Here is a 24,164-nt window from a genome sequence, read left to right as displayed (position 1 = left end):
ATCGACATGAATTCTGCCGAGATCGTCATGGAGCGGCCAAACGCCGGGTAAGGGCAACCCATACTGATGCTATCGATCAACTAGCTCTCGATATAATGGGGTACGAAGCGTGAGGTGTCGCGCGTGACGGGAGTATCGTCCTCGCGGATGCCGATACCCGCCGGCTGACCGGCAACGATCCAGGATCCGATGACGGTCCAATCATCGCCAAAGCGGGAAGAAGGTGTAATGCCTGTCTGATATATCCTTCTTCACCATAGGGTCCCTCGACGTGATATGTACCGACGCCGGCTTCGTGATTGACGAGCGTCACATTCGCGCCTTCGCGCGAAAGCAACGGTTTACGGACATAACGATCGCCGAGATTGGCGATACGCGGATCGTCCTCGAAATAGGCAGGCAATAGATTTTCATGGCCGGGAAACATTGCCCACAATACCGGCAGCAATCCTTTGTTGGACAGTGTCAGTTTCCATAGCGGTTCGATGACCCGCGTGGGAGTTGAGGGCAGATGGCGGCCGAAGGGCTCGCGCACCATATCTTCGAGCGGATAGAGCTTGAACAGGCAGTCGATGGGCTCGTCTTGAAGATCGATCAGCCGGTGGCCGTCGTCGACGCCGATATCGGGCATGGCGATCAGCTTCGTCTCGCAGCCGGCCTGTGCGGCGCAATCGACAAGATAGTTCAGCGTCACAAGGTCTTCTTCCGATTCCAGCATACCGGCAAAGTGCATGCGACCCGACGGCGCAGCGAGAAGGCGCAGCGCGTCGATCAGGCGTTCATGAATGGAATTGAACTGGTCTGCCGAGGAGGGAAGTTCGCCGCGCCGCTTCATGTCTTCCAGCCATCGCCACTGGAAAACAGCGCTTTCGAACAGGCTGGTCGGCGTGTCGGCGTTGAACTCAAGAAGCTTTGCCGGACCGTTCCCATCATAGGCGAGGTCGAAACGGCCGTAGAGGTCACGTTCCCGATTGTGCCAGGAACGCAGTACGGCGTCATGATAGGCCGGCGGAATGGCCAGCCGGCGCATCAATTCATCGTCCGAAGCGATCCGTTCGACCGCCGCATAGCACATGTCCAGCAACTCGGCGGAGGGTTCTTCGAGTTTCGTCTCTACTTCCTCAAGGGTAAAACTTCCTCAAGGGTAAACGCGTAGGCGTGTCTCTCATCCCAATAGCGTTGACCGTACATGGAATGGATGGTGAAGCCACAGGCTTCGGCGTCGGCCTTCCAATCCGGCCGCTCATTCATGATAATACGTTTCATCCGTTCACCCGTCAGCTCGAAAGGTGGAAGCCGCGAGAGCCCCAGCCGCCGCGTTCCACCGTGCTGGCTGAGCGCGTCGATCGTTCGGAAGACTTCCCCCAGGAACCACCGCCACCACCGCCGCCACTGGAGGAAGACGATTACGTATTGTCGTCCTTTCTTTCCGCATAGACTGTTTTTCCAAGCAACATGCCATTCGCAAGGCTTCGTCCGGCGGCCGTTCGGAAGTCGCTGCTCCCACGCGGTTGGTAAAGTGCTTTGGCGTCAAACGATCTGGCGGCGCTGCCGACGAGATAGCCGGCCAACAAGGGAATAAAGTGACCCGTTCCGGCCTGATGAGCGCTGGTTGCCGGCTGACATCTGCCAACGCCGTAATCCTTTTCGCAATTAGCCGCTGTTTCGTAGGCGGGCGCATTTCGCTGGCGCTCCTCTTCGGCTGCGGCAAATTGGGTTCGGCATTCGTCGGCGGAAAAGACATCCCCCGCGATGCACGCGTCGACGTCCTTATATATCTGGACGGTGTCTTGCTTTTGCCCGCAGCCCGCCAATGCCGCTGTTCCCATGAGCAGCAGAGACACACTCATCGATCGCTTCATAAAACCCCCTGCGCATTGCGCGTTCATGCGCCCGCATATTCAAGGATACCACCGGTCTAGGTCGATCAGCCGCAAACACGCAGGCGCGGTATCGCGGTTGTCCACATATGTAAGGGATACAACGTAAAGAATATAGGCGCGAAGAAAGAGTTAGGTGCCGATCGGCCGCATTTAAAGAACGTAGACGTGCGCTCGGTTGATTTTTTTAAGGCCAACGGTTGTGCTCGTAAAGAATGGCTTTACGGCTTTCGTAAGCCGTGGGGGCATTTGAAAAAAAGCGTCTCTCTTCCTGGGCCTGAATTACCGGGAGGCGCACTACGGGTTGGAATGGGCCTGTCGGCCGCGGTGCCGTCTTCAGCCGAAACGGTGCCGGACGGCTTCGGTATAAGAGCGGCTGACAGGCACTTCCACGCCGTCGCGCGTGATGACGAAAAGCTTGCCGTTGTCGCGTTTCAGCCGGTCGACGTGGTCCGTCGCGATCCAATGGGATCGGTGGAGGCGTATGCCCTCCGTATTGCCGAGTTCCGTAAGCGCATCGCCAAAGCGCAGCAGGATGAGTTCGCGCCCACGGCTTGTGACGACCTCGGTGTAGTGATCGCGAACGGTAAGCCTTATCAGGGCTCCCCGATTTTCCGGCTTTAGGCGCAGGAGAATCGGCGGCTGCGATGCCAGCGGTTGATGCTCAGCCGCGACGGATCGTGTTTTTGTCTCCTCGAGCTCTGCTCCTCCAGCTGCGATCGCTATCTGCCGATGCATGGTCATATAGGCGAGAATACAGAAGAGGGCGCAGAGGGGTATCGATCCGAGGGACTGGTGCAGGCCGCCGACTACCGTGGGCATGGTGCCGAAGAATGCGAAATCGACGAGTGTGATGCCGAAGCCGATCGGCAATGCGGCGGCGATGGAACCGATCATCATTCTTGCGAACATGCTTGCTATTTGCCCGCGCAGCAGAATTTCGGCGACGATGGAGAAGACGATCGCGATCGACCACGCCATGGCATGCAACGCAAGCCAGTAACACAGTCTGGCTCCCGGCATCAGCCTTTCAAGGGTGCCATACGGTCCGGTCAAGGCAAAGATCAGGACGATCGTAACGAAGGTCGCCCAGAAGCGCGGTGAACGCTGGATGACCTGCAATTCGCGAAGCGTGGATTGCAGAAGGGTGTGATCCACGAAGATTTCCCGTTCTTTCGCGCAATTTCGGTTGAGAGAACAGCACTATCGCGGAAAGGCTCGATAAACTCAACCGGATAGAGATCATGACGTTCGAGCCGCTTTTTGATGCCCCAATCGCGATCCAGATCCATGTCGCGGCGGTCGTTCCGGCCGCCTTGCTTGGAGCCTATCTTTTTGTCAGGCCCAAGGGAACGCCAAGACATCGCCTGCTGGGCAAGATTTGGCTGGTCCTGATGGTGGTGACCGCGCTATCGAGCTTTTTCATCCATCAGATCAACATGTTCTACGGCTTCAGTCCCATCCACCTGCTCTCCATATTCGTTCTCTTCGGTTGCTGGGGAGCGATCGCCAATGCCCGCAAGCACAATATTGACGCGCATAAGCGCATCGTCAGAGGCCTTTACTTCGGCGGCATCGTGGGTGCCGGAGCTTTTACCTTTCTTCCGGGGCGGATAATCAACAAGGTGGCCTTCGATGGAGATGAAACAGCGCCATTTCTGGTCGCGGCAGGTATAGCCATCGCGCTTTTATGGCCCATGTCCAAAGAAATATGGCGGCGACGGCGTTTAAGCTGATGTTCTGTCGATAGCCAACTGGCTTTGTTACACATCCTGGATATATAAATGCCTCAAGGGACTTTGATTTTAGGCATCGCCAGGAGGTGCACTATGGATTGGAAGGGGCGTCGGCAATCCGACAATATCGAAGACGAACGCGGCTCATCGCCGATGGGCGGCGGGATGGGTGGCGGCGGCTTCCGGTTTCCGGGCGGAGGGATCGGTGGCGGTGGCTTGAGCTTCCGCACCATTATCGTGCTTATCGTGATCTTCCTGATCCTGAGGGCCATGGGCGTCGATGTCATCGGCCTGCTGCAGCAGAGCGGCATGCTGGAAGGTGGCGGCTCCGGATATCAGCAGAGCACCTCCAACAGCGGTGGAGGCGGGCAGCCGGCCAACGACGAGATGAAGCAGTTCGTCGCGACCGTTCTTGCCGATACGGAAGACACCTGGACCGGCATCTTCAAATCAATGGGTCAGACCTATACCGATCCGAAGCTCGTGCTGTTTTCCGGCAGCTTCCCTTCGGCCTGCGGTCAGGCTTCCGCGGCTACCGGTCCGTTCTATTGCCCGAGCGATCAGAAGGTCTATCTCGACATGGCTTTCTTTCAGCAGATGAAGGATCAGTTCGGCGCGTCCGGCGATTTCGCGCAGGCCTATGTGATCGCACATGAGGTCGGCCACCATGTGCAGGACCTGCTCGGAATTCTGCCGAAATTCAATCAGGCCCGCCGCAACATGAGCGAAGTGGATGCCAACAAGATGTCGGTGCGCATCGAGCTGCAGGCCGACTGCTTCGCCGGCATCTGGGGCAAGTTCACCCAGCAGAAGGGCATCCTGCAGGCCGGCGATCTCGAAGAGGCGCTGAATGCGGCGCAGCAGATCGGCGACGACACACTGCAGAAGCGCACGCAGGGCTATGTCGTTCCCGACAGCTTCAACCACGGCACGTCGGCGCAACGCGTGAAGTGGTTCAAACAGGGCTTTGATTCCGGCAAGCTCTCGGATTGCGATACACTGAATAATCCGGTCTGATCTTGCTTGCCCGCTCCCGTGATACCGGCGAGCGGGCAAGCCTTTGGCGCATTATTTCTCGCTGTCGAGATGCGTCAGCTGTGCTTCCGGATAACGGCCGCCGGCTGCAGCGTCTTTAGGGATCGCGCGTTCGATTGCGGCCATATCGGCTTGTGACAATTCAACCGAGCGCGCGCCCAAGGCTTCCGTCAGGCGATCGCGGCGACGGGCGCCGATGACCGGGACGATGTCTTTGCCCTGAGCTGCGACCCAGGCGATTGCGATCTGTGCAACGCTGGCGCCTTTCGCCTCGGCGATCCCGCGCAAAGCTTCGACCAGTTCCAGGTTCTTTTCGACGTTTCCGGCCTGAAAGCGCGGACTTATCGTGCGGAAATCGCCCTTTTGGACATTATCTTTCTGCCAGTGGCCACTGATGAGACCGCGCGAAAGCACGCCGTAAGCGGTGATGCCGATCCCTAATTCACGGCAGGTCGGCAAGATCTTGTCTTCTATGCCGCGCGATATCAGCGAGTATTCGATCTGCAGGTCAACGATCGGATGGATGGCAGCGGCGCGGCGGATGGTGTCAGCGCCGACTTCCGACAGGCCGATATGCCTGATGTAGCCTGCCTTGATGAGATCCGATATCGCGCCGATCTGATCTTCGATCGGCACGTTCGGGTCGAGACGGGCAGGGCGGTAGATATCGATGTGATCGACCCCGAGCCGCTGCAGCGAATAGGCGACGAAATTCCGGATCGCCGCCGGCCGGGCATCGTAACCGAGCCATGCGCCGGAGGGATCGCGGAGTGCGCCGAACTTGACGCTCAGCAGGAAATCGTCCCGCTTCAATCCTTTGATGGCTTCGCCGATCAGCATCTCATTGTGGCCCATGCCGTAGAAATCACCCGTATCCAGCAGGTTGATCCCGGCGTCGAGCGCGGCATGGATGGTGGCTATGCTTTCTGTGCGCTCGGACGGGCCATACATGCCGGACATGCCCATGCAGCCGAGGCCCAGAGCCGATACCTGCGGGCCGGCCCTACCCAGTTGAGTTTTTTCCATCCTGCTTCTCCTTGGCTAAGGCGTGCGCCATCTCACGATGGCTTCTATTGTCATATTTACTCCATCGATGCCTGTGCGATAATCCAGGTAAATCGAAACGGGTTGTTTGGAATTTCGTACAATGGATGATTTGCCGCTGGCCGATCTGGTCGCCTTTACCGCCGTCGCCCGCGAGCGCAGCTTTCGTGAGGCAGCGCGCAGGCGCGGCGTTTCCGCCTCCTCGTTGAGCGAAGCGGTTCGCCGGCTGGAGGAGCGGCTGGCGGTCCGCCTGCTCAATCGTACGACGAGAAGCGTCACGCCGACGGAGGCGGGAGAGCGGCTGATGGAGCGCCTGACGCCGGCCATGAGCGAGATCGCCGTCGCGCTCGATGACATCAACAGCTTTCGCGACAGCGTCGGCGGAACGTTGCGGCTGAATGTTCCGACGGTTGCTGCCATGGTCGTCATGCCCGATATCATCAGCCGTTTCCTGAGGGAATATCCGGCGATCTCGGTCGAAATCGTTGCCGAGGATAGTTTCATCGACGTCGTGGCGGCTGGCTATGATGCCGGTATTCGCTATGATGAGCGGCTGGAAAAGGACATGATCGCCGTGCCGATCGGGCCGCGGCAACAGTATTATGTTACGGCTGCGGCACCGGCCTACCTCGCGGCAAATGGCACGCCGAGGCATCCGCGCGATATATTGGAGCATCGCTGCATCCGTCATCGCTTCCTGAGCGGATCCGTCGTTCCCTGGGAGTTCGAAAGAAACGGCGAGACGATCTTCATCGCCCCGCCGATGGTCGTTGCGACGAATTCGATCGATATCGAACGCAGCGTGGCCGCGGCCGGCTTGGGTATCATCCGAACCTTCAAGGAATTTCTTGAGCCGCAAATTGCCCGCGGGGAGCTGGTGCCGATCCTCGAAGAATGGGATACCGTCTTTTCCGGTCCGTTTCTCTATTACGCCAGCAGGCGGCACATGCCGACGCCACTCAGAGCCTTCGTCGATTTCCTGAATCGCGAGCAGAAACGCAGTCGCGACAGATAGTCGCTTTGCGCCGAAGATCAAAAAAACCGGTCAATAAATCAATAAGATTGAAGCGTTCACGGATTGTTTCCGCCAAAATCTTTATGTATGGGGGACGCTCCGGTTTTTCGTTCACGTTCTGTCTCTTTCATCGAGACGGAGCCGCCAGAAGGCACCTCCATGATCGATCAGAAATTCGCCCGTCGGGGCCTGTTCCTCGTCTTCCTCATTCTCTTCCTCGACGTCATCGGCATCGCGATCATCATGCCGGTCATGCCGAAATATCTTGAGGAATTGACGGGTGCCTCGGTCAGCACGGCGGCGACCGAGGGTGGCTGGCTGCTGCTGGCCTATGCCGCCATGCAGTTCCTGTTTTCGCCGTTAATCGGTAATCTGAGCGATCGTTTCGGCCGCCGCCCGCTTCTGCTTGCTTCGGTACTGACATTCGCCATCGACAATTTCATCTGCGCGATTGCCGGCTCCTACTGGATGCTGTTCGTTGGCCGCATTCTTGCCGGCATCAGCGGCGCAAGCTTCTCGACCTGCTCGGCCTATATCGCCGATATCAGCAATGACGAAAACCGCGCGAAGAATTTCGGCCTGATCGGCATGGCTTTCGGCGTCGGCTTCGTGCTCGGGCCTGTTATCGGCGGCTTCCTCGGCGAGTTCGGGCCGCGCGTGCCTTTCTACGGCGCGGCGGCTCTGGCCTTCCTGAATTTCGTCGGCGCCTATTTCCTCTTGCCGGAAACGCTGGATGCCAAGCATCGCCGGCCCTTCGAGATCACACGCGCCAATCCGTTCGGCGCGCTCAGACAGATGCGCCGCTACCAGGGCATCGGCTGGGTCTGCGTCGTGATGTTCCTGAACTGGCTGGCGCACGGCGTCTATCCGGCCGTATGGGCTTTCGTCACCTCCTATCGCTATGACTGGAGCGAAGGGCAGATCGGCTTCTCGCTCGCCGTCTATGGAATCGGTGCCGCCATCGCCATGGGTCTGGTACTGCCGCGGCTCGTGCCTGTGCTCGGGGAGTGGAAGACCGCAGTGCTCGGGATGGTGTTTTCCTGTCTTGGTCTGATCGGTTACGCCTTTTCATGGCAAGGATGGATGGTTTACGCGGTTATCGTCCTGACTGTCATCGAAAACGTGGCGGATGCGCCTTTGCGATCGATTGCAGCCAGCAAGGTTCCGCCTTCCGCACAGGGTGAATTGCAGGGGGCGCTCGGTAGCCTGACGAGTATTACTGCCATCATCGGGCCGGTGCTGTTTCCCTATCTGTTTCAGTATTATACCGCGCCGACCGCCCCCGTCGTTTTTGCCGGTGCTCCCTTCATCATGAGCGCAATTCTGGTGGTCGGCGGGCTTGTCGTGCTTGTGATGAAGGTTCGCAAGACGGAACCGAAGGCGGTCGCACAATCACAGGCGGGCGAGGCAGCCTAAAAAATCATCAGATATTTTGATGCTCCGATGAATTCTTTAGCATCATGGGCTTGTCTGCTGGCTTTTTAAGCTAAGTTGCGTTAATGCGGCAGGCTCGCGCACGCATGGGTAGGGCGGTCCGCGCGATTCTAAAGATCGAGTCTTCGCTATGGATATGCCGGTACCTGCGCGCCCTTACGCGCATGACAATGATAATTCGTGGTCTGCACATGTTCGCGCAACGCTTGCGCTGGGCATTCCGCTGATCGGCGCGCAATTGGCGCAGCTCGGCATCAACACCACTGACGTGATGATCGTCGGCCGGCTCGGCGCCGAGCAGCTGGCTGCAATGGTGCTTTCCGCGCAGTTCCTGTTCACGATCCTGGTTTTCGGTTCGGGCTTTTCCATCGCGGTCATGCCGCTGGTGGCACAGGCCTATGGCAGAGGCGACGTTACCTCGGTGCGCCGTGCGCTGCGTATGGGCCTGTGGGTCGTAACGGCCTATTGGTTGTCGGTGCAGCCGGCATTTTTCTATTCCGAACAGATTCTGCTGGCGGCCGGACAAAAGCCTGACGTCGCGAAATTGGCGAGCGGCTATATCGACATCGGCCACTTCGCCGTGTTGCCGGGGCTGCTCTACAATGTCATCCGGGCGTTGGTCAGCGCCATCGGCCGTGCCGGCATCATCCTCAAGGTCACCATCGCCATGTTGGTCATGAATGCCGTGCTGGCCTATATCCTGGTGCTCGGACATTTCGGCTTGCCGGCGATGGGGCTGCATGGCGCGGCCATTGTCTCCGTCGCCGTGCAGACGGCCGGATTTCTCTTCATCGTCGGTTACGTGCAGGCCCACCAGGAAACGCGGCGCTACGAGATCTTCGCTCGATTCTGGCGGCCCGACTGGCATGCTTTGTGGGATGTCATCCGGCTTGGTTTTCCGATCGGTGTGACGGTTCTGGCTGAGGTCAGCCTGTTCACCGCGGCATCGCTGCTGATGGGGCAGATCGGCACGATCGAGCTTGCTGCCCACGGTATCGCGCTGCAGTGGGCTTCGATCGCCTTCATGATCCCGCTCGGCCTCAGCCAGGCGGCGACCGTGCGCGTCGGCGTCGCGCACGGCCAGGGCGATCATTTCGGCCTGAAGCGCGCGGCCATCGTGGTGCTCATCGTTTCGAGCTGCATTGCGGTTTGCGGCAGCATCCTGTTTGCAACCGTGCCATCCTGGTTGGCAAGCTGGTTCCTGGACGTCCATTCGGCCGAGGCCTCGCAGGTGCTTGCCTTTGCCGCGCCGCTGATTGTCGTCGCCGGCTTCTTCCAGCTCGTCGATGGGCTGCAGGCGATTGCGAGCGGCCTGCTGCGTGGTCTGAAGGATGCGCGCGTGCCTATGATCCTGGCGCTGATCGCCTATTGGCCGATCGGCTTCTTCCTCGCCTGGCTGCTGGCGTTTCCGCTCGGCTTCGGCGGCATCGGCATCTGGTTCGGCTTCCTGCTCGGCCTTGCTTCTGCGGCGGCGATGCTTTGTGCCCGGTTCTACATTCTCGTGCGGGCTGAGAAGGCTGCCGCCTGATAGCGACGGTCTTCGTTGCGTTGCGAGACTACTGACAAAACTTGACAGCATGGTCGTCTATATTGGTGACATACCAAAGACGGGAGACGACCATGTTATTCAAGGCAAGCAATCGTAACGATGCCGCGCTTTTCCCGCGGGACGACCAGATCAATCGGGGGGCGGCTGTACGCCTCCTGCCGCACGCCAACACGTCGTCCCGGCGACCGGAGCCCGAGCAGAAGTCCTATTGGTTGGCTGTGGCCAGTGCTGAGCATGTACGCATTGGGCGCGCACATGGCTTCATGCAAGTGAATCATGGCAAGCGGGCTCCCTTGAAGCGCATCAAGCCGGGCGACGGCATCGTCTACTACTCCCCATCCGTCAAGATGGGCGAGAGGGACGGTTTTCAGAGTTTCACTGCTATCGGCTTTGTCCGTGAAGGCGAGCCCTATATGGCTGAAATGGGCTGCGGAAAAGCCTATCGCAAGGATGTGGATTGGCTTGATGCGCCCGAACAGCCGCTCCGTCCTCTCCTGGGCTGGCTTGATTTCACCCAGGACAAGAATTGGGGTTACAAGCTGAGATTCGGCTTCGTTGAATTCGGACAATCGGATTTCGAGTTCCTCGAAGAAATCCTGATGAGCGAGCTCGAAGTGGTCAAGCAGCGCCGCCTGCAAGCCTGAGCTCGGGCAAGCATGAACATATGTGACGAAAGACCTCCCAAGTTGACGCACAAAAAGAAAGCCTCGGATTGGTACCAATCCGAGGCTTTCTCATGCGATTGGATGGTCGGCTTTATCAGGCGCGTTCGGCCAGGGCTTCTTCGCCCTTCTTCTCGCGCACCAGGTTGATGAAGCGGCGGAAAAGATAGTGGCTATCCTGCGGGCCGGGTGACGCTTCAGGGTGATGCTGCACCGAGAAGACCGGCTTGCCCGATACGCGCAGGCCGCAATTGCTGCCGTCGAAGAGCGAAATATGAGTCTCCTCAACACCTTCCGGCAGCGAGTTGGAGTCGACTGCGAAGCCGTGGTTCATCGAAACGATTTCGACCTTACCCGTCGTGTGGTCCTTCACCGGATGGTTGGCGCCGTGATGGCCCTGATGCATTTTCGCAGTCCTGGCGCCGAGCGCCAGACCAAGCATCTGATGGCCGAGGCAGATGCCGAAGAGCGGGATTTCGGTCTTCAGCAGGTCCTTGATGACCGGTACGGCATATTCGCCCGTCGCAGCCGGGTCGCCAGGACCGTTGGACAGGAAGATGCCGTCCGGTTTGAGACCAAGCACGTCATCCGTCGAAGCCGTCGCCGGCAGGACGGTGACCTTGCAATCGAGGCCGGCAAACAGGCGCAGGATGTTGCGCTTGACCCCGTAATCCAGGCAGACGACATGGTATTTGGCATCGTCGGCGCCGAGTTCGCCATAGCCTTCGTTCCAGACCCAGGGCGTCTGCGACCATTGCGAGGACTGACCCGAGGAGGCGACCTTGGCGAGATCGAGACCTTCGAGACCGCTCCACGCCTTGGCGTCCGCCTTCAGCTGCTCGATGTCGAAGACGCCGTTCGGATCGTGAGCGATCACGCCATTCGGCATGCCGTTCTCGCGGATCCAGGCGGTCAGCGCACGGGTGTCGATGCCGCAGAGACCGATGATACCGCGCGCCTTCAGCCACTGGTCGAGGTGCTTGGCGGCACGGTAGTTCGAGGGATCGGTGATATCAGCCTTGAAGATGACGCCGACAGCGCCGTGACGGGCGGCTGGTGTCAAGTCTTCGATATCTTCATCGTTGGTGCCGACATTGCCGATATGAGGGAAGGTGAAGGTGACGATCTGGCCGAGATAGGAGGGGTCGGTGAGGATCTCTTCATAACCCGTCAGCGCCGTGTTGAAGCAGACTTCGGCCTGGACCTTGCCGGTCGCGCCGATACCCTTGCCTTCGATCACGGTGCCATCCGCGAGAACGAGGAGGGCGGTCGGCTTTTCAGTGGTCCATGGGGCTGTGGCGGTCATAGTCATCCCGTTTCCGGCGTCGGGCGCGGCCTTGAAGAGACCGGCGGTTCCGCCATGTTTGTAGCAAGGTGCAGCCGTCGACCGAGGTCGCGGCTTGAGATCTTCCTATCGATCTAATGTGCAGGTGATGGACATAGCTAAACAAGGCGAGCCGGTCAATGCGCGCTTTCGCTTTCCTGATAGGGAATTCGGGCTTCCGGGCGCAATTGCGTTGATCGGCACTGTTGGTTTAAGAGACAGCAACATGACATAAGTGGCCGGGGCGATCGTCGCCGGCCTGCTTCAAGGAGTTTAGAGACATGATCCGCGAAACCCTTTCCAATGCCCAGAAGGACGCCATGAAGGCAAAGGATACGGCGAGGCTTTCGACCGTCCGTCTCATCCTTGCTGCGATCAAGGACAAGGACATTGCCAATCGCGGTCTCGGCAAGGAACAGGCGAGCGAGGATGAGATCCTGCAGTTGCTCGCCAAGATGATCAAGCAGCGCGAGGAATCGGTGAAGATCTACATCGACGGCGGCCGCCCGGAGCTCGCCGACAAGGAGCGCGAAGAGATCGCCGTCATCCAGGGCTTCATGCCCGAGCAGCTTTCCGAAGAAAAGGTGCGTGAGATCTGCGTTGCGATTGTCGCAGAACTCGGCGCGCAGAGCCTGAAGGATATGGGCAAGTGTGTGGCCGCCCTGCGCGAGCGCTATGCCGGCCAGATGGATTTCGCAAAAGCCTCGGCCATCCTTAAGGAACTGCTGAAGTAAAACTCTGTTTCACCCTCGGCATGCGGACCGGCCGCGTGCCGAGGACAGTTTGCCAGGCGGCGTCTATGATGGCGAGCTTCCCCGCCTGATAATTCCGATATTCCTCAATGAAAGCGGTGGAGAGCCAAAGCTGGCTCCGCCCCGGCGATCCCGTCCATCCGACGCTTTGCATCTTTATGGCCTTGTTCATGAGTCGCTTTGCATTGGTCCTGGAGATGAGAAACCGGTTGCAGATATCCGTAAAGGCCACCGGCCCGATGACCGCTTTCTGAGTCGTCGTGTTGATCGTGACGATGCGAGAGATCAGATAATCCATGATGATGCCGCCTGAATTTGCCCAGGTGAACAGATCGAACGTTTCTCCCGGATTGCGCAGGTCGTCATTTTCTATGATGCCGACCGAGATCGGGGGCTGTAGCAGACCAATGAGCTCCGGTTTTTTGCTGAACAGGGCGTTGCGCTTGCCGCCATCCAATCGATCCAGCACGGAAAGATGGATGCTCATCCATTTCGCAAGCTGCATTGCTGCCTCTTCCGTGGGCTGCATCGGCCGCGCGCGCCTGTCGCTCGTGACCGGCAGATAGCGCAGAAAACCGAGAGCCAGCATCTCCTGAATGAAGCTGAGCGCGGTGTTGTGGCTGGCGATTTCATGTTCGACGATATAGTTGGCGAAGCGATTGGCATGAATGCCGGGCGGTTCTCCATCGATGCCGCCGCAATAAAGGGCGAAGCCGGCGAGCGCCATCAGCCAGCGTTGCTGCGAAGCAAAGACAGAGCATACGCGCTGATTCTCATCATAAGTGGATATAATCTCTCGTGTATAATCGAGGATTTCCGTGAAAAATTTGGGGTCTTGAACAAGTTCCTTCGCGGATAAAGACATGCAACCGTCTCCGATCAGCTGAACAAAGTTTCAAATTGTCTGACGAGATAATTACTAAGATCGCATATACGTAGATAATAAAAGATATCGATCGAGGTCGTTGCGTCAAGATACTTGCGCCGACGAACCAAAGATGGTCCGCAGCCTATGTTCAATGCTCGTGTTGTCGCGAAATTGAGATGGCCCAAAATTAGAGAAGGCAGGAGCTGGGGGAGCTCCTGCCTTCTTGCGCTTTGCTGACGTTCGATGACGCAGGGTGGGGCCCAAAAATCAAACGTCTTTTGCAAAGGCACTCAGGTGGGGCGGCGCCGGGGGTAGGGATGGTGCCCCACCTGAGTATCTGCTGAACTTATCTGAAGATCCTAATCTGCTGGGGCAAAGCCAATGCCTGCGGCGGCAGTTCGGACATTTGAACCTTTACGCCTGCCGTAAGGGCAGGAACTTTCATATTCGCCGGCAACTGATATCCCGCACCGGCATAGAGCACATTCTTTTCGCTGGCGCCGCTGTCCATCGTGGCCGAGCTGTAGGTCGCTGTGGCGAAGATGGCCGCTGCTGCCAAGGGTACGATCAGAATGCGCATTTCCCTCTCCTAAACTGAAAGCCCGTACCTGGTGGCTTCCGGTTCGTCAGGGCGTCTCGGCATGTCGCGTCGCAAAGAAGTTTCTTCGCCGGCTTGTCTCGCCCTGTGAGAAGAACGCTATTGCGGCGCACACGAACAATCAAATTACAAAAAAATAATGTTTGGCTTACAAACCTTGCCGCAAATGCGCCGTCAGAGAGTGTCCCACGGGCGGCATTGCTTTGCACCCATTGATTGTCCATTGCAGTGCTCTTGTTCGCGTTTGTCTGCAATAGGCTGCGCAAGCCTTTGCTTTTTGGCGGATTTTCGCGGACGAAATAGTTACTCCTATGGACATAACCTACCAGTTTCGGTCACGCCGAGGCGATTTTTGAGCGTTTCAGGCCTGTCGAACGCAGCCGTGGATTTCGACACGAATGCGGATAAATGTGTCGCCGTGTTCACGGAGTTGTGATCGAATGGCGACGATGCAATCGCCGACAAAGGGCTGTGAATAGCGTGGGAGGCGGTCGGGGTCATCGTGGCAATGCCTGGTATTCCTGTTTATATGGGATGAGCCAGAGGTAGCCATGCGATTTTCCAATACGTTTCTCGACGAGATTCGCGACCGCGTCTTGATTTCGGACGTGATCGGTCGTCGTGTGACCTGGGACAGGCGCAAGACGAATGTGCCGCGCGGCGATTACTGGGCTTGCTGCCCCTTCCACGGCGAGAAGTCGCCGAGCTTCCACTGCGAGGACCGCAAGGGGCGTTATCATTGCTTCGGCTGCGGCGTAACGGGCGATCATTTTCGCTTTCTCACCGAATTGGAAGGCTTGAGCTTTCCGGAAGCGGTGCAGCAGATCGCCGATATGGCCGGCGTTCCCATGCCTGTTGCGGATCCGATGGAGGCGAAGCGCGAGAAGGAACGCACGTCGCTACTCGATGTTATGGAGATGGCGACTCAGTTTTTCCAAGATCAGCTGCAGACCGCCAATGGTGCACGGGCGAGGGCTTATCTGCGTGATCGCGGCCTCAGCGGCCGCACCATCGAAACCTTCCGCCTAGGATATTCGCCCGATAGCCGCAACGCGCTGAAAGAGCATCTTGCCAGCAAGGGTGTGCTGAAGGAACAGATGGAGGCCTGTGGCCTTGTCGTGCACGAGAATGTGCCGGTTTCCTATGACCGGTTTCGTGACCGCATCATGTTTCCGATTCTCTCTTCCAGGGAAAAGGTGATTGCCTTTGGCGGCCGCGCCATGTCGCCGGATGCACCAGCGAAATATCTGAATTCCAACGAGACAGAGCTCTTTCACAAGGGCAACGTGCTCTACAATTTCACGCGTGCGCGCCGCGCTGCTCAGGGTGCCGACGGCGCTGGCACGATTATAGCAGTCGAAGGTTATATGGATGTCATCGCGCTGCATCAGGCCGGCGTCGAGAATGCGGTTGCGCCGCTCGGCACGGCACTGACGGAGAGCCAGCTCGATCTCCTGTGGAAGATGACGCCGGAGCCGGTGCTCTGCTTCGATGGCGATGGTGCCGGCATCCGTGCCGCCAATCGTGCTGCCGATCTGGCGCTGCCGCACATCAAACCGAACCGCACCGTGCGCTTTGCGCTATTGCCCGATGGCAAGGACCCTGACGATCTCGTGCGGCAGGATGGGCGTGCGCCGTTCGACAAGGTGCTGGCGCAGGCAAAGCCGCTTGCTGAGCTCATCTGGACGAGGGAAGCCGGCAGCGGCACCTTCGAGACGCCGGAGGCGCGTGCGGAGCTGGAAGCGCGATTGCGGCGCATTGTTTCGGTCATCGGCGATGAAGATGTGCGCCGTCATTATCAGCAGAATATGCGCGAGCGGCTGAACGGGCTGTTCCAGCCGCAGTTCCAGCGGGGCGGCCAGCGGGGACGTGGTTTTTCCCGTGACGGCAATGGCCGCAACTTCGCAGGTCGAGGCGGGCAGGCACGTGTTGGGGCCGCAATGATAACGACGGCATCCGACCGCCTGCAGCGCTCGGCCATGATTAAGGGACATCAGGATATCCCGAGCCTTCGCGAAAGCGTGCTCGCTTTGACCATCGTCAACCATCCGGCACTCCTGCAGGACGAATATGACGAGATTGCCGCGATCGATTATGACAGTCGTGAGTTGCAGCGGCTCTGGTCCGCGGTTCTCGGGGCAGCCGCAACTCTGGTCGGGCCTCAGCTCGTCCGCGAGCGGCTGGTCGAGCAATTGGAAGAACAGGATTTCGGCGCCTTGCTGAAGGGTCTGGAGCAGCAGATTCGCAATGCCCGTCTGTGGACGGCGACCGAGGAGGCCGCCATGGAGGATGCGCGCGAGGGGTATCGCCAGGCGCTCGCGCTCCACAAGCGTTCGAAAGCATTGCGCTGGCATAAGATCGAGCTGGAGGGTGCTATTGCCGAGGCGACGGAAGAAGGCGACGGTGAAGCGATCGAGCCATTGATTCGCGCCTTGCAGGAAGTGCAGCTCGAGGCGCTGCGGCTGGAAAACCAGGAAGCGATCATCGATGGCTTCGGCGTGCTCTCCGGTCGCGTCAAAGGTGCCGCTGGAAAATAGGGAATAGATGCCTCAGCCTGAAAGACAAGAGCCGCGATTTTCCGCAGACGACGCGTTGTTCGCCGAGCATACCGGTGCGCCAGCGCCGCTCGATGTCCTGAAGCGCGTTTATGGCTATTCCGCCTTTCGCGGCAAGCAGCAGCAAGTGGTCGAGCATGTCGTTTCCGGCGGCGATGCGGTCGTGCTGTTTCCGACCGGTGCCGGCAAATCGCTGTGTTTCCAGATTCCCGCGCTCTGCCGCAATGGTATCGGCATCGTCGTCTCGCCGCTGATTGCGCTGATGCGGGATCAGGTGGAGGCGATGAAGCAGCTCGGCATTCGGGCGGTCGCCTTGAATTCGTCACTGTCGCGCGAGGAGGCCAGTGATGTTTATCGCGCTATTTCCGCCGGCAAGCTCGATCTGCTCTATGTGACGCCGGAACGCATCGCGACGGAAGGCTTCTGCCAGATGCTCGGCAGAGCGAAGATCGCGCTTTTCGCCATCGACGAGGCGCATTGCGTCTCGCAATGGGGGCATGATTTCAGGCCGGAATATCGCGATCTCGGCAGGCTTGCCGAGCTCTTTCCCGGCGTCCCGCGCATCGCCCTGACGGCAACGGCCGATCCGCACACGCGCGACGACATTATCGAGCGGCTGGCTCTCGACAATGCCAAGGTTTTCACCACCAGCTTCGATCGTCCGAATATCACTTACGAGATTGTCGAGCGCGATCAGCCGCGTCAGCAATTGCTGCGTTTTCTCGAAAGGCACCGTGGCGATAGCGGCATTGTTTATTGCCTCTCGCGTGCCAAGGTCGAGGATACGGCAGAATGGCTGAACGGGCAGGGCATCCGCGCACTTCCCTATCATGCCGGCATGGATCGAGCGCTTCGCGATGCCAATCAGGATGCTTTCTTGAAAGAGGAAGACCTGTGCCTCGTGGCGACGGTTGCCTTCGGCATGGGCATCGACAAGCCGAATGTGCGCTATGTCGCCCATCTCGATCTGCCGGGTTCAGTGGAAGCCTATTATCAGGAGACGGGACGAGCCGGGCGTGATGGCCTCTCCTCGAATGTCTGGATGGCCTATGGCATGGCCGATGTCATCCAGCGCGGCCGGATGATCGATGAAGGCGGCGCGTCCGAGGAAATCAAGCGCGTCGAGCGGGCGAAGCTCAATGCGCTGCTTGCGATCTGCGAGACGGCCGGCTGCCGGCGGCAGTCCATCCTTTCGCATTTCGGCGAGGCACATGGCGGTGGTTGCGGCAATTGCGATACCTGCTTGAAGCCCGTGGAAACCTGGGATGGAACGGAAGCGGCGATCAAGGCGCTCGCTGCCGTCTATCGCACCGGCGAGCGTTTCGGCACCGGCCATGTCATCGATGTACTGATGGGAACGGTCAACGAGAAGACCGAGCGTTTCGGCCACATCGATATGCCGGTTTTCGGCGCAGGCAAGGATATTCCCTCTCGCACATGGCAATCGATCTTCCGGCAATTATTGGCGAACGGCTTTATCAGCATCGACCACACGGCCTTCGGTGCCATGAAGCTCCAGGAACAGGCGAGGGCCGTTTTCAAGCGCGAGCGGCAGGTGTTTTTCCGCAAGGATCGGCCCGAAACGGGCCGTCGCGGCAAGAAGGCGGGACGACCGGAGAAGCAGGCACACGGGCTTTCCGGCGAGGCACAGGCGCTGTTCGATGCGCTGCGGGCCGAGCGCACCCGGATCGCCAAGGAGTTGGGCGTGCCGCCTTACGTCGTTTTTCCGGATACGACGCTGATTGCCTTTGCGACAGAGCGGCCGAAAAACCATAAGGCGCTTCTCGATATTTCCGGTGTCGGTCAGTCAAAACTCGAACGCTACGGCGATGCGTTCCTTGCTGTCATCTCGGATTTCATCAGTCGTTGATCTCTGGCAGCGGAGCGTGCCGGCCAGACGATTTGACAACTACATGCGCACGGTCATGCCGCCATCGACGGTCAGGACGTGGCCATTGACGAAAGAAGCAGCGTCGCTGGCGAGGAACAGCGCGGCGCCAGCAATCTCGTCCGGACGTCCCCAGCGCTGAACGGGGATGCGTTGGCGCACGATGGGGATCAGATCTTCGTTCGCGACCATGGCCGCATTGGTTTCCGTTGCGAACCAGCCTGGCGCGATGGCATTGCTGGTGATGCCGTGAGGGCCAAATTCCACAGCCATGCTGCGCATGAGGCCCGTCAGTCCCTGCTTGGCGGCGGGATAGACACAGTCACCCGGCATGACGACCTGTCCGCTGATCGAAGTGACCGAGATCAGCCGCCCATGATTATTTCGTTTCATCAGGCGCGCGGCGTCGCGGGAGAGCATGATCGAGGCGGCGAGATCCGTGTTGAGCAGGGCGAGGATCGCCTCGTCGTCGAAGTCGGCCAGTGGGCGCCTGTCGCGGGCACCGACGTTGTTAATCAGTATGTCGAGCCGGCCGTGACTTTTCTCGATGGTGTAGATCGCCGTGCGCCGTGCTTCGCGGTCGGCAATATCGAAGGCTGCGGCTTCCGCCGAGCCGTCTCTTGCTCGGATCGCTTCCACGGCTACGTTGAGTGTGGCTGCGGTTCGTCCGTTGATGATGACGTGAGCGCCAGCATCGGCGAGAGCCTGGGCCATCTCGAATCCCAAGCCACGTCCGCCTCCGGTGACGAAGGCAACCCGTCCTGCGAGGGAGAATCTATGGAATATGCTCATGGCTCTCCCTTATTTTCAGAGTAATGCCAATCTGCTGTAAAATATTGGACTGAGTCAAGTAATTTTTGTTATAGGCACCCATGAGGTCTGCCTGGAAAGTTGCGTGATTTCCCTCTGTTTCGACAGATCCTGTCGAAACTGTCGCCTATCGTGCGGACGTCACGGCGTTGCGTATTTTTGCCGCTGTCGGATGCAGCAACAGGCCGGATCCTATGTTATTCCTTGATGAATTAGGCCCTTTGACCAGCATCGGAATGCGACCATGACTTCAGCGTTCATATCCCATTTGCGTAACGAGCTTCTCGGCCTGAAAGAAGCCGGCCTCTATAAGGCCGAGCGCGTTATCACCTCCAAACAGGCTGGCGAAATCGCCGTGCTTGGTGGTGCGCGCGTTCTCAATTTCTGCGCCAACAACTATCTCGGCCTTGCTGACAACGAGGAGCTTGCCGAGGCCGCGAAGGCAGCGCTCGATCGCTATGGCTACGGCATGGCCTCGGTTCGCTTCATCTGCGGCACGCAGGAAGAGCACAAGCAGCTCGAGGCGCGGATTTCGGCTTTCCTCGGCATGGAGGCGACGATCCTCTATTCCTCTTGCTTCGATGCCAATGGTGGATTGTTCGAGACGCTGCTGTCGGAAGAGGATGCCATCATCTCGGATGCCCTGAATCATGCCTCGATCATCGACGGCGTCCGGCTCTCCAAGGCGAAGCGTTTCCGCTATGCCAACAACGATATGGCTGCCTTGGAAGAGGAGTTGAAGAAGGCCGAGGGCAGCCGCTTCAAGCTGATCGCGACCGACGGCGTCTTCTCGATGGACGGTATCATCGCCAATCTCAGCGGCGTTTGCGATCTGGCGGAAAAATACGGTGCCATGGTTATGGTCGATGACAGCCATGCGGTTGGCTTCGTCGGCGAGCATGGCCGGGGATCGGCCGAATATTGCGGCGTCGAAGGCCGGGTGGATATCATCACAGGCACGCTCGGCAAGGCGCTCGGCGGTGCCTCCGGCGGTTATACTTCCGCCAGGGGCGAGATCGTTGAGTGGCTTCGGCAGCGTTCGCGTCCCTATCTCTTCTCGAACACCTTGGCGCCTGTCATCGCCGCAGCCTCCTTGAAAGTCTTCGATTTGATCGAGAACGGCGCCGAACTGCGCGCGCGCCTTCAAGGCAACGCCGAACTCTTCCGCCGAGAGATGACTAAGCTCGGCTTCACGCTTGCCGGCGCCGATCATCCGATCATTCCCGTCATGCTCGGCGACGCAAAGCTCGCGCAGGACATGGCGGCACTCATGCTGCAGAAGGGCGTCTACGTCATCGGCTTTTCCTTCCCCGTGGTGCCGAAGGGCCAGGCGCGCATCCGCACGCAGATGTCGGCCGCCCATTCGAAGGCCGATGTCGAAAAGGCGATCGCAGCCTTTGCCGAAGCCGGAAAAGAACTTGGAATCATTTGAATTGGTTGGAGAGAACCGATCATGTCGAACATGATGAAAGCGTTGGTCAAATCCAAGCCGGAGGTCGGGCTGTGGATGGAACATGTGCCGGTTCCGGAGGTCGGGCCGAACGATGTCCTGATACGGGTCAGAAAGTCGGCGATCTGCGGCACGGATGTCCATATTTGGAACTGGGATCAATGGGCACAGAAAACCATTCCCGTGCCGATGGTCGTTGGCCATGAATTTTGTGGTGAGATCGCTGAGATCGGTTCCGCCGTGACGAAATATCATGTCGGTGAGCGCGTCTCGGGCGAAGGTCATATCGTTTGCGGCAAATGCCGCAACTGCCGAGCGGGCAGGGGCCATCTCTGCCGTAACACGCTCGGCGTCGGCGTCAACCGCCCCGGTTCCTTCGGCGAATTCGTCTGCATTCCCGAATCCAACGTCGTGCCGATTCCCGATGACATTCCGGATGAGATCGCGGCAATTTTCGACCCGTTCGGCAATGCGGTCCACACCGCGCTCTCCTTCGATCTGGTCGGCGAGGATGTGCTGGTGACCGGCGCGGGGCCGATCGGCATCATGGGGGCGATGGTCGCCAAGCGTTGCGGCGCGCGCAAGGTCGTCATCACCGATATCAATCCCACCAGGCTGGAGCTTGCCCGCAAGGTCGGCATTGACCATGTCGTCGACGCATCCAAGGAAAACCTTGCCGATGTGATGAAGTCCATTGGCATGACGGAGGGTTTCGACGTCGGGCTGGAAATGTCGGGCGCGGCTCCCGCCTTTCGCGACATGATCGACAAGATGAACAATGGCGGCAAGATCGCCATTCTCGGCATCGCCCCGGCAGGCTTCGAGATCGACTGGAATAAGGTCATCTTCAAGATGCTGAACCTGAAGGGCATATACGGCCGCGAGATGTTCGAGACCTGGTACAAGATGATCGCCTTCGTGCAAGGTGGTCTCGATGTATCGCCGGTCATCACTCACCGTATCGGCATCGATGATTTCCGCGATGGTTTCGAAGCAATGCGCTCGGGCAATTCCGGCAAGGTCGTCATGGACTGGAATTGATGCCATTCGGACACACTTCCGGCCTCGGTAATACCTGCCGATGCTGGAAATGTGAGGCTTTGCTCAGAATGCTCTTGTCATCGCGTGGGGACTTCCTAAATACGGGAAACATTAAATCGCTGCGTGCGGAGCCTGTGGATAAGGCTTTTTCGCGCATTTAACGGGCTTTTTTGCTGGAAAAGCTTGACGAGAACTAAAATTCTGGGAATCACCGTTTGACTTCGGAAAGAACGGTAAAACTGGATCAAGCGGATCACCTGATATCATGGCCGGAAATCCAAACGCAATCCAGCTTTGCAACTCCGGTGGCGGTGATCGTGGTTAATTGGGCATTAAAGGTCATTCCGTTAGGTGTTCGTCGGTGAGTCGCGGCTGGTGCAGGGCGCGCCAGTCAGTGTGATTGTTTCACCGCGTGTAAGTTTGCAGCGTCAGGGAAAGCGACGATATAAAGATGGCAACAAAGGTCAAAGAGAACGAAGAAGCTGAAGTCGAGCGCGACGGCACCTCCGACGGCCCACTTCTCGATCTTTCCGACGACGCGGTCAAGAAGATGATCAAGGCCGCGAAGAAGCGCGGCTATGTGACGATGGACGAGCTCAACGCCGTTCTTCCGTCCGAGGAAGTGACGTCCGAACAGATCGAAGATACGATGGCCATGCTTTCGGACATGGGCATCAACGTCATTGAGGACGAAGACGTCGAAGAGGCTGGCGCTGCGGCCAGCGACGACGACGATGCCGGCGGCGATGACGATAGCGAGGGCGGCGAACTCGCTCCCTCCACGGGTTCTGCGCTCGCCACCACCAAGAAGAAAGAGCCGACCGACCGCACGGACGACCCGGTGCGCATGTATCTGCGCGAAATGGGCTCCGTCGAGCTTCTGTCGCGCGAAGGCGAAATCGCGATTGCCAAGCGCATCGAAGCCGGTCGCGAAACCATGATCGGTGGCCTCTGTGAGAGCCCGTTGACGTTCCAGGCGCTGATTATTTGGCGCGACGAACTCAACGAAGGCACGACGCTGCTGCGCGAGATCATCGATCTCGAAACCACCTATTCCGGTCCGGAGGCCAAGGCTGCGCCGCAGTTCCAGAGCCCCGAGAAGATCGAGGCTGACCGCAAGGCTGCCGAAGAAAAGGAAAAGGCACGCCGCGGCCGCGCGCCCTCCGGCGACGACGACATCACCAATGTCGGCGGCGAAGGCCTTCCGATCGAGGAGGAGGAAGAGGACGAGGACGAATCCAACCTCTCCCTCGCCGCGATGGAAGCCGAGCTTCGCCCGCAGGTCATGACGACGCTCGACATCATCGCTGAAACCTACAAGAAGCTGCGCAAGCTGCAGGACCAGCAGGTTGAGCAGCGCCTGTCGGCTTCCGGCACGCTGTCCTCCGCCCAGGAACGCCGCTACAAGGAACTCAAGGATGAGCTGGTCAAGTCGGTCAAGTCTCTGTCGCTGAACCAGAACCGCATCGACGCCCTCGTCGAGCAGCTCTACGACATCAACAAGCGTCTCGTTCAGAACGAAGGTCGCTTGCTGCGTCTGGCCGAATCCTATGGCGTCAAGCGCGACTCGTTCCTGGAGCAGTATCAGGGTGCCGAGCTCGATCCGAACTGGATGAAGTCGATCGGCAATCTGGCCGCGCGCGGCTGGAAGGAATTCGCCAAGAGCGAAAACACGACGATCCGCGACATTCGTCAGGAAATCCAGAACCTTGCGACCGAAACCGGTATCTCGATCTCGGAATTCCGCCGTATCGTTCACATGGTGCAGAAGGGCGAGCGCGAAGCGCGCATCGCCAAGAAGGAAATGGTCGAAGCCAACCTGCGCCTCGTCATCTCCATCGCCAAGAAGTACACGAACCGCGGTCTGCAGTTCCTCGACCTCATTCAGGAAGGCAATATCGGCCTGATGAAGGCGGTCGACAAGTTCGAATATCGCCGCGGCTACAAGTTCTCGACCTACGCCACCTGGTGGATTCGCCAGGCGATCACCCGCTCGATCGCCGACCAGGCGCGCACGATCCGCATTCCGGTGCACATGATCGAAACGATCAACAAGATCGTCCGCACGTCGCGCCAGATGCTGCACGAAATCGGCCGCGAGCCGACGCCGGAAGAATTGGCCGAAAAGCTTGCCATGCCGCTCGAAAAGGTGCGCAAGGTTCTGAAGATCGCCAAGGAGCCGATCTCGCTCGAAACCCCGGTGGGTGACGAAGAAGATTCGCATCTCGGCGATTTCATCGAGGACAAGAACGCGCTTCTGCCGATCGACGCCGCCATTCAGGCGAACCTGCGCGAAACGACGACCCGCGTTCTGGCATCGCTGACGCCGCGCGAAGAGCGCGTACTGCGCATGCGCTTTGGCATCGGCATGAACACCGACCACACGCTCGAAGAAGTCGGCCAGCAGTTCTCGGTCACGCGCGAACGTATCCGCCAGATCGAAGCCAAGGCTTTGCGCAAGCTCAAGCATCCGAGCCGCAGCCGCAAGCTCAGAAGCTTCCTCGACAGTTGAGGTCTGGCGCA

General features: G+C 58.8%; 20 protein-coding genes and 1 pseudogene. 13 read left to right on the top strand and 8 right to left on the bottom strand.

Going from position 1 to position 24,164, the window contains the following annotated elements; genetic code table 11:
• Window positions 1-80: 80 nt before the first annotated feature.
• From AC13QY_RS09985 to AC13QY_RS09975, 3 genes and pseudogenes are all read right to left on the bottom strand, one after another.
• Window positions 81-1,266 (bottom strand): annotated as a pseudogene (locus AC13QY_RS09985) (glutathionylspermidine synthase family protein).
• 140 nt (window positions 1,267-1,406) lie between these two features.
• A complete protein-coding gene (locus AC13QY_RS09980; protein ID WP_488493424.1) occupies window positions 1,407-1,850 on the bottom strand; it encodes a DUF1190 domain-containing protein in 444 nt (147 codons plus the stop codon).
• A gap of 366 nt (window positions 1,851-2,216) precedes the next feature.
• The gene (locus AC13QY_RS09975; protein WP_488493423.1) at window positions 2,217-3,038 is read right to left on the bottom strand and encodes a LytTR family DNA-binding domain-containing protein; all 822 of its coding nucleotides are present in this window, start codon (window positions 3,036-3,038) and stop codon (window positions 2,217-2,219) included.
• 86 nt (window positions 3,039-3,124) lie between these two features.
• On the opposite strand from AC13QY_RS09975, the gene AC13QY_RS09970 reads away from it, so the two are divergent.
• Together AC13QY_RS09970 and ypfJ are read left to right on the top strand one after the other, a co-directional pair.
• A complete protein-coding gene (locus tag AC13QY_RS09970; protein ID WP_488493422.1) occupies window positions 3,125-3,616 on the top strand; it encodes a DUF2306 domain-containing protein in 492 nt (163 codons plus the stop codon).
• 93 nt (window positions 3,617-3,709) lie between these two features.
• The gene (gene ypfJ, locus AC13QY_RS09965; RefSeq protein WP_488493421.1) at window positions 3,710-4,633 is read left to right on the top strand and encodes a KPN_02809 family neutral zinc metallopeptidase; all 924 of its coding nucleotides are present in this window, start codon (window positions 3,710-3,712) and stop codon (window positions 4,631-4,633) included.
• Between the two features lie 51 nt (window positions 4,634-4,684).
• Here ypfJ and AC13QY_RS09960 read toward each other — a convergent pair whose 3' ends face one another.
• On the bottom strand, window positions 4,685-5,677 hold the full coding sequence (locus tag AC13QY_RS09960) for an aldo/keto reductase (RefSeq protein ID WP_488493420.1): 993 nt from the start codon (window positions 5,675-5,677) through the stop codon (window positions 4,685-4,687).
• 121 nt (window positions 5,678-5,798) lie between these two features.
• Here AC13QY_RS09960 and AC13QY_RS09955 point away from each other — a divergent pair, with 121 nt between their 5' ends.
• From AC13QY_RS09955 to AC13QY_RS09940, 4 genes are all read left to right on the top strand, one after another.
• Window positions 5,799-6,710 (top strand): LysR family transcriptional regulator, encoded by a 912-nt coding sequence (locus AC13QY_RS09955; RefSeq protein WP_488493419.1) that lies wholly within the window; start codon window positions 5,799-5,801, stop codon window positions 6,708-6,710.
• Window positions 6,711-6,869: 159 nt separating this feature from the next.
• Window positions 6,870-8,126, top strand: coding sequence for a TCR/Tet family MFS transporter (locus AC13QY_RS09950; protein WP_113332327.1), 1,257 nt, complete (start codon window positions 6,870-6,872; stop codon window positions 8,124-8,126).
• Between the two features lie 148 nt (window positions 8,127-8,274).
• Window positions 8,275-9,672, top strand: a complete 1,398-nt coding sequence (locus tag AC13QY_RS09945) for an MATE family efflux transporter (protein ID WP_488493418.1) — start codon at window positions 8,275-8,277, stop codon at window positions 9,670-9,672.
• Between the two features lie 92 nt (window positions 9,673-9,764).
• Entirely contained in the window at window positions 9,765-10,337 is a 573-nt protein-coding gene (locus tag AC13QY_RS09940) for an EVE domain-containing protein (protein ID WP_488493417.1), read from the top strand.
• 115 nt (window positions 10,338-10,452) lie between these two features.
• On the opposite strand, the gene carA is transcribed toward AC13QY_RS09940, so the two are convergent.
• The gene (gene carA / locus AC13QY_RS09935) at window positions 10,453-11,661 is read right to left on the bottom strand and encodes a glutamine-hydrolyzing carbamoyl-phosphate synthase small subunit (RefSeq protein ID WP_113332276.1); all 1,209 of its coding nucleotides are present in this window, start codon (window positions 11,659-11,661) and stop codon (window positions 10,453-10,455) included.
• A 299-nt stretch (window positions 11,662-11,960) separates the two neighbouring features.
• Here carA and AC13QY_RS09930 point away from each other — a divergent pair, with 299 nt between their 5' ends.
• A complete protein-coding gene (locus tag AC13QY_RS09930; RefSeq protein WP_095435367.1) occupies window positions 11,961-12,413 on the top strand; it encodes a GatB/YqeY domain-containing protein in 453 nt (150 codons plus the stop codon).
• On the opposite strand, the gene AC13QY_RS09925 is transcribed toward AC13QY_RS09930, so the two are convergent.
• Window positions 12,394-12,936 (bottom strand): hypothetical protein, encoded by a 543-nt coding sequence (locus AC13QY_RS09925; protein ID WP_233788718.1) that lies wholly within the window; start codon window positions 12,934-12,936, stop codon window positions 12,394-12,396. The two genes, AC13QY_RS09930 and AC13QY_RS09925, sit on opposite strands and share 20 nt — an antisense overlap.
• Before the next feature lie 126 nt (window positions 12,937-13,062).
• On the opposite strand from AC13QY_RS09925, the gene AC13QY_RS09920 reads away from it, so the two are divergent.
• Window positions 13,063-13,290 carry a hypothetical protein gene (locus AC13QY_RS09920; RefSeq protein WP_233788719.1) on the top strand — a complete coding sequence of 76 codons (228 nt, stop codon included), beginning with the start codon at window positions 13,063-13,065 and terminating at the stop codon, window positions 13,288-13,290.
• A gap of 355 nt (window positions 13,291-13,645) precedes the next feature.
• Here the strand turns inward: AC13QY_RS09920 and AC13QY_RS09915 are convergent, their stop codons facing one another.
• Window positions 13,646-13,879: a hypothetical protein gene (locus tag AC13QY_RS09915; protein ID WP_092711581.1), complete on the bottom strand. Its 234-nt coding sequence runs from the start codon at window positions 13,877-13,879 to the stop codon at window positions 13,646-13,648.
• A gap of 569 nt (window positions 13,880-14,448) precedes the next feature.
• Here AC13QY_RS09915 and dnaG point away from each other — a divergent pair.
• Together dnaG and recQ are read left to right on the top strand one after the other, a co-directional pair.
• Complete coding sequence (gene dnaG / locus AC13QY_RS09910; protein ID WP_113351880.1) at window positions 14,449-16,434, top strand: DNA primase; 1,986 nt, start codon at window positions 14,449-14,451, stop codon at window positions 16,432-16,434.
• A 7-nt stretch (window positions 16,435-16,441) separates the two neighbouring features.
• Window positions 16,442-18,322, top strand: a complete 1,881-nt coding sequence (recQ, locus tag AC13QY_RS09905) for a DNA helicase RecQ (protein ID WP_488493416.1) — start codon at window positions 16,442-16,444, stop codon at window positions 18,320-18,322.
• A 39-nt stretch (window positions 18,323-18,361) separates the two neighbouring features.
• On the opposite strand, the gene AC13QY_RS09900 is transcribed toward recQ, so the two are convergent.
• A complete protein-coding gene (locus AC13QY_RS09900) occupies window positions 18,362-19,132 on the bottom strand; it encodes an SDR family oxidoreductase (protein ID WP_488493415.1) in 771 nt (256 codons plus the stop codon).
• 262 nt (window positions 19,133-19,394) lie between these two features.
• Here AC13QY_RS09900 and AC13QY_RS09895 point away from each other — a divergent pair, with 262 nt between their 5' ends.
• The 3 genes from AC13QY_RS09895 to rpoD all read left to right on the top strand — a co-directional run bounded on the left by AC13QY_RS09895 (window position 19,395) and on the right by rpoD (window position 24,153).
• Window positions 19,395-20,582 carry a glycine C-acetyltransferase gene (locus AC13QY_RS09895; protein WP_488493414.1) on the top strand — a complete coding sequence of 396 codons (1,188 nt, stop codon included), beginning with the start codon at window positions 19,395-19,397 and terminating at the stop codon, window positions 20,580-20,582.
• Window positions 20,583-20,603: 21 nt separating this feature from the next.
• Window positions 20,604-21,641, top strand: a complete 1,038-nt coding sequence (tdh, locus tag AC13QY_RS09890) for an L-threonine 3-dehydrogenase (RefSeq protein ID WP_459455812.1) — start codon at window positions 20,604-20,606, stop codon at window positions 21,639-21,641.
• Window positions 21,642-22,092: 451 nt separating this feature from the next.
• Window positions 22,093-24,153, top strand: coding sequence for an RNA polymerase sigma factor RpoD (rpoD, locus tag AC13QY_RS09885; RefSeq protein ID WP_145316597.1), 2,061 nt, complete (start codon window positions 22,093-22,095; stop codon window positions 24,151-24,153).
• Window positions 24,154-24,164 lie beyond the last annotated feature (11 nt).

This window comes from Martinezella sp. CNPSo 3795 (assembly GCF_057784475.1).
Note: the sequence above shows the minus strand (reverse complement) of the source record. Positions and strands in the feature narration are given on the sequence as shown.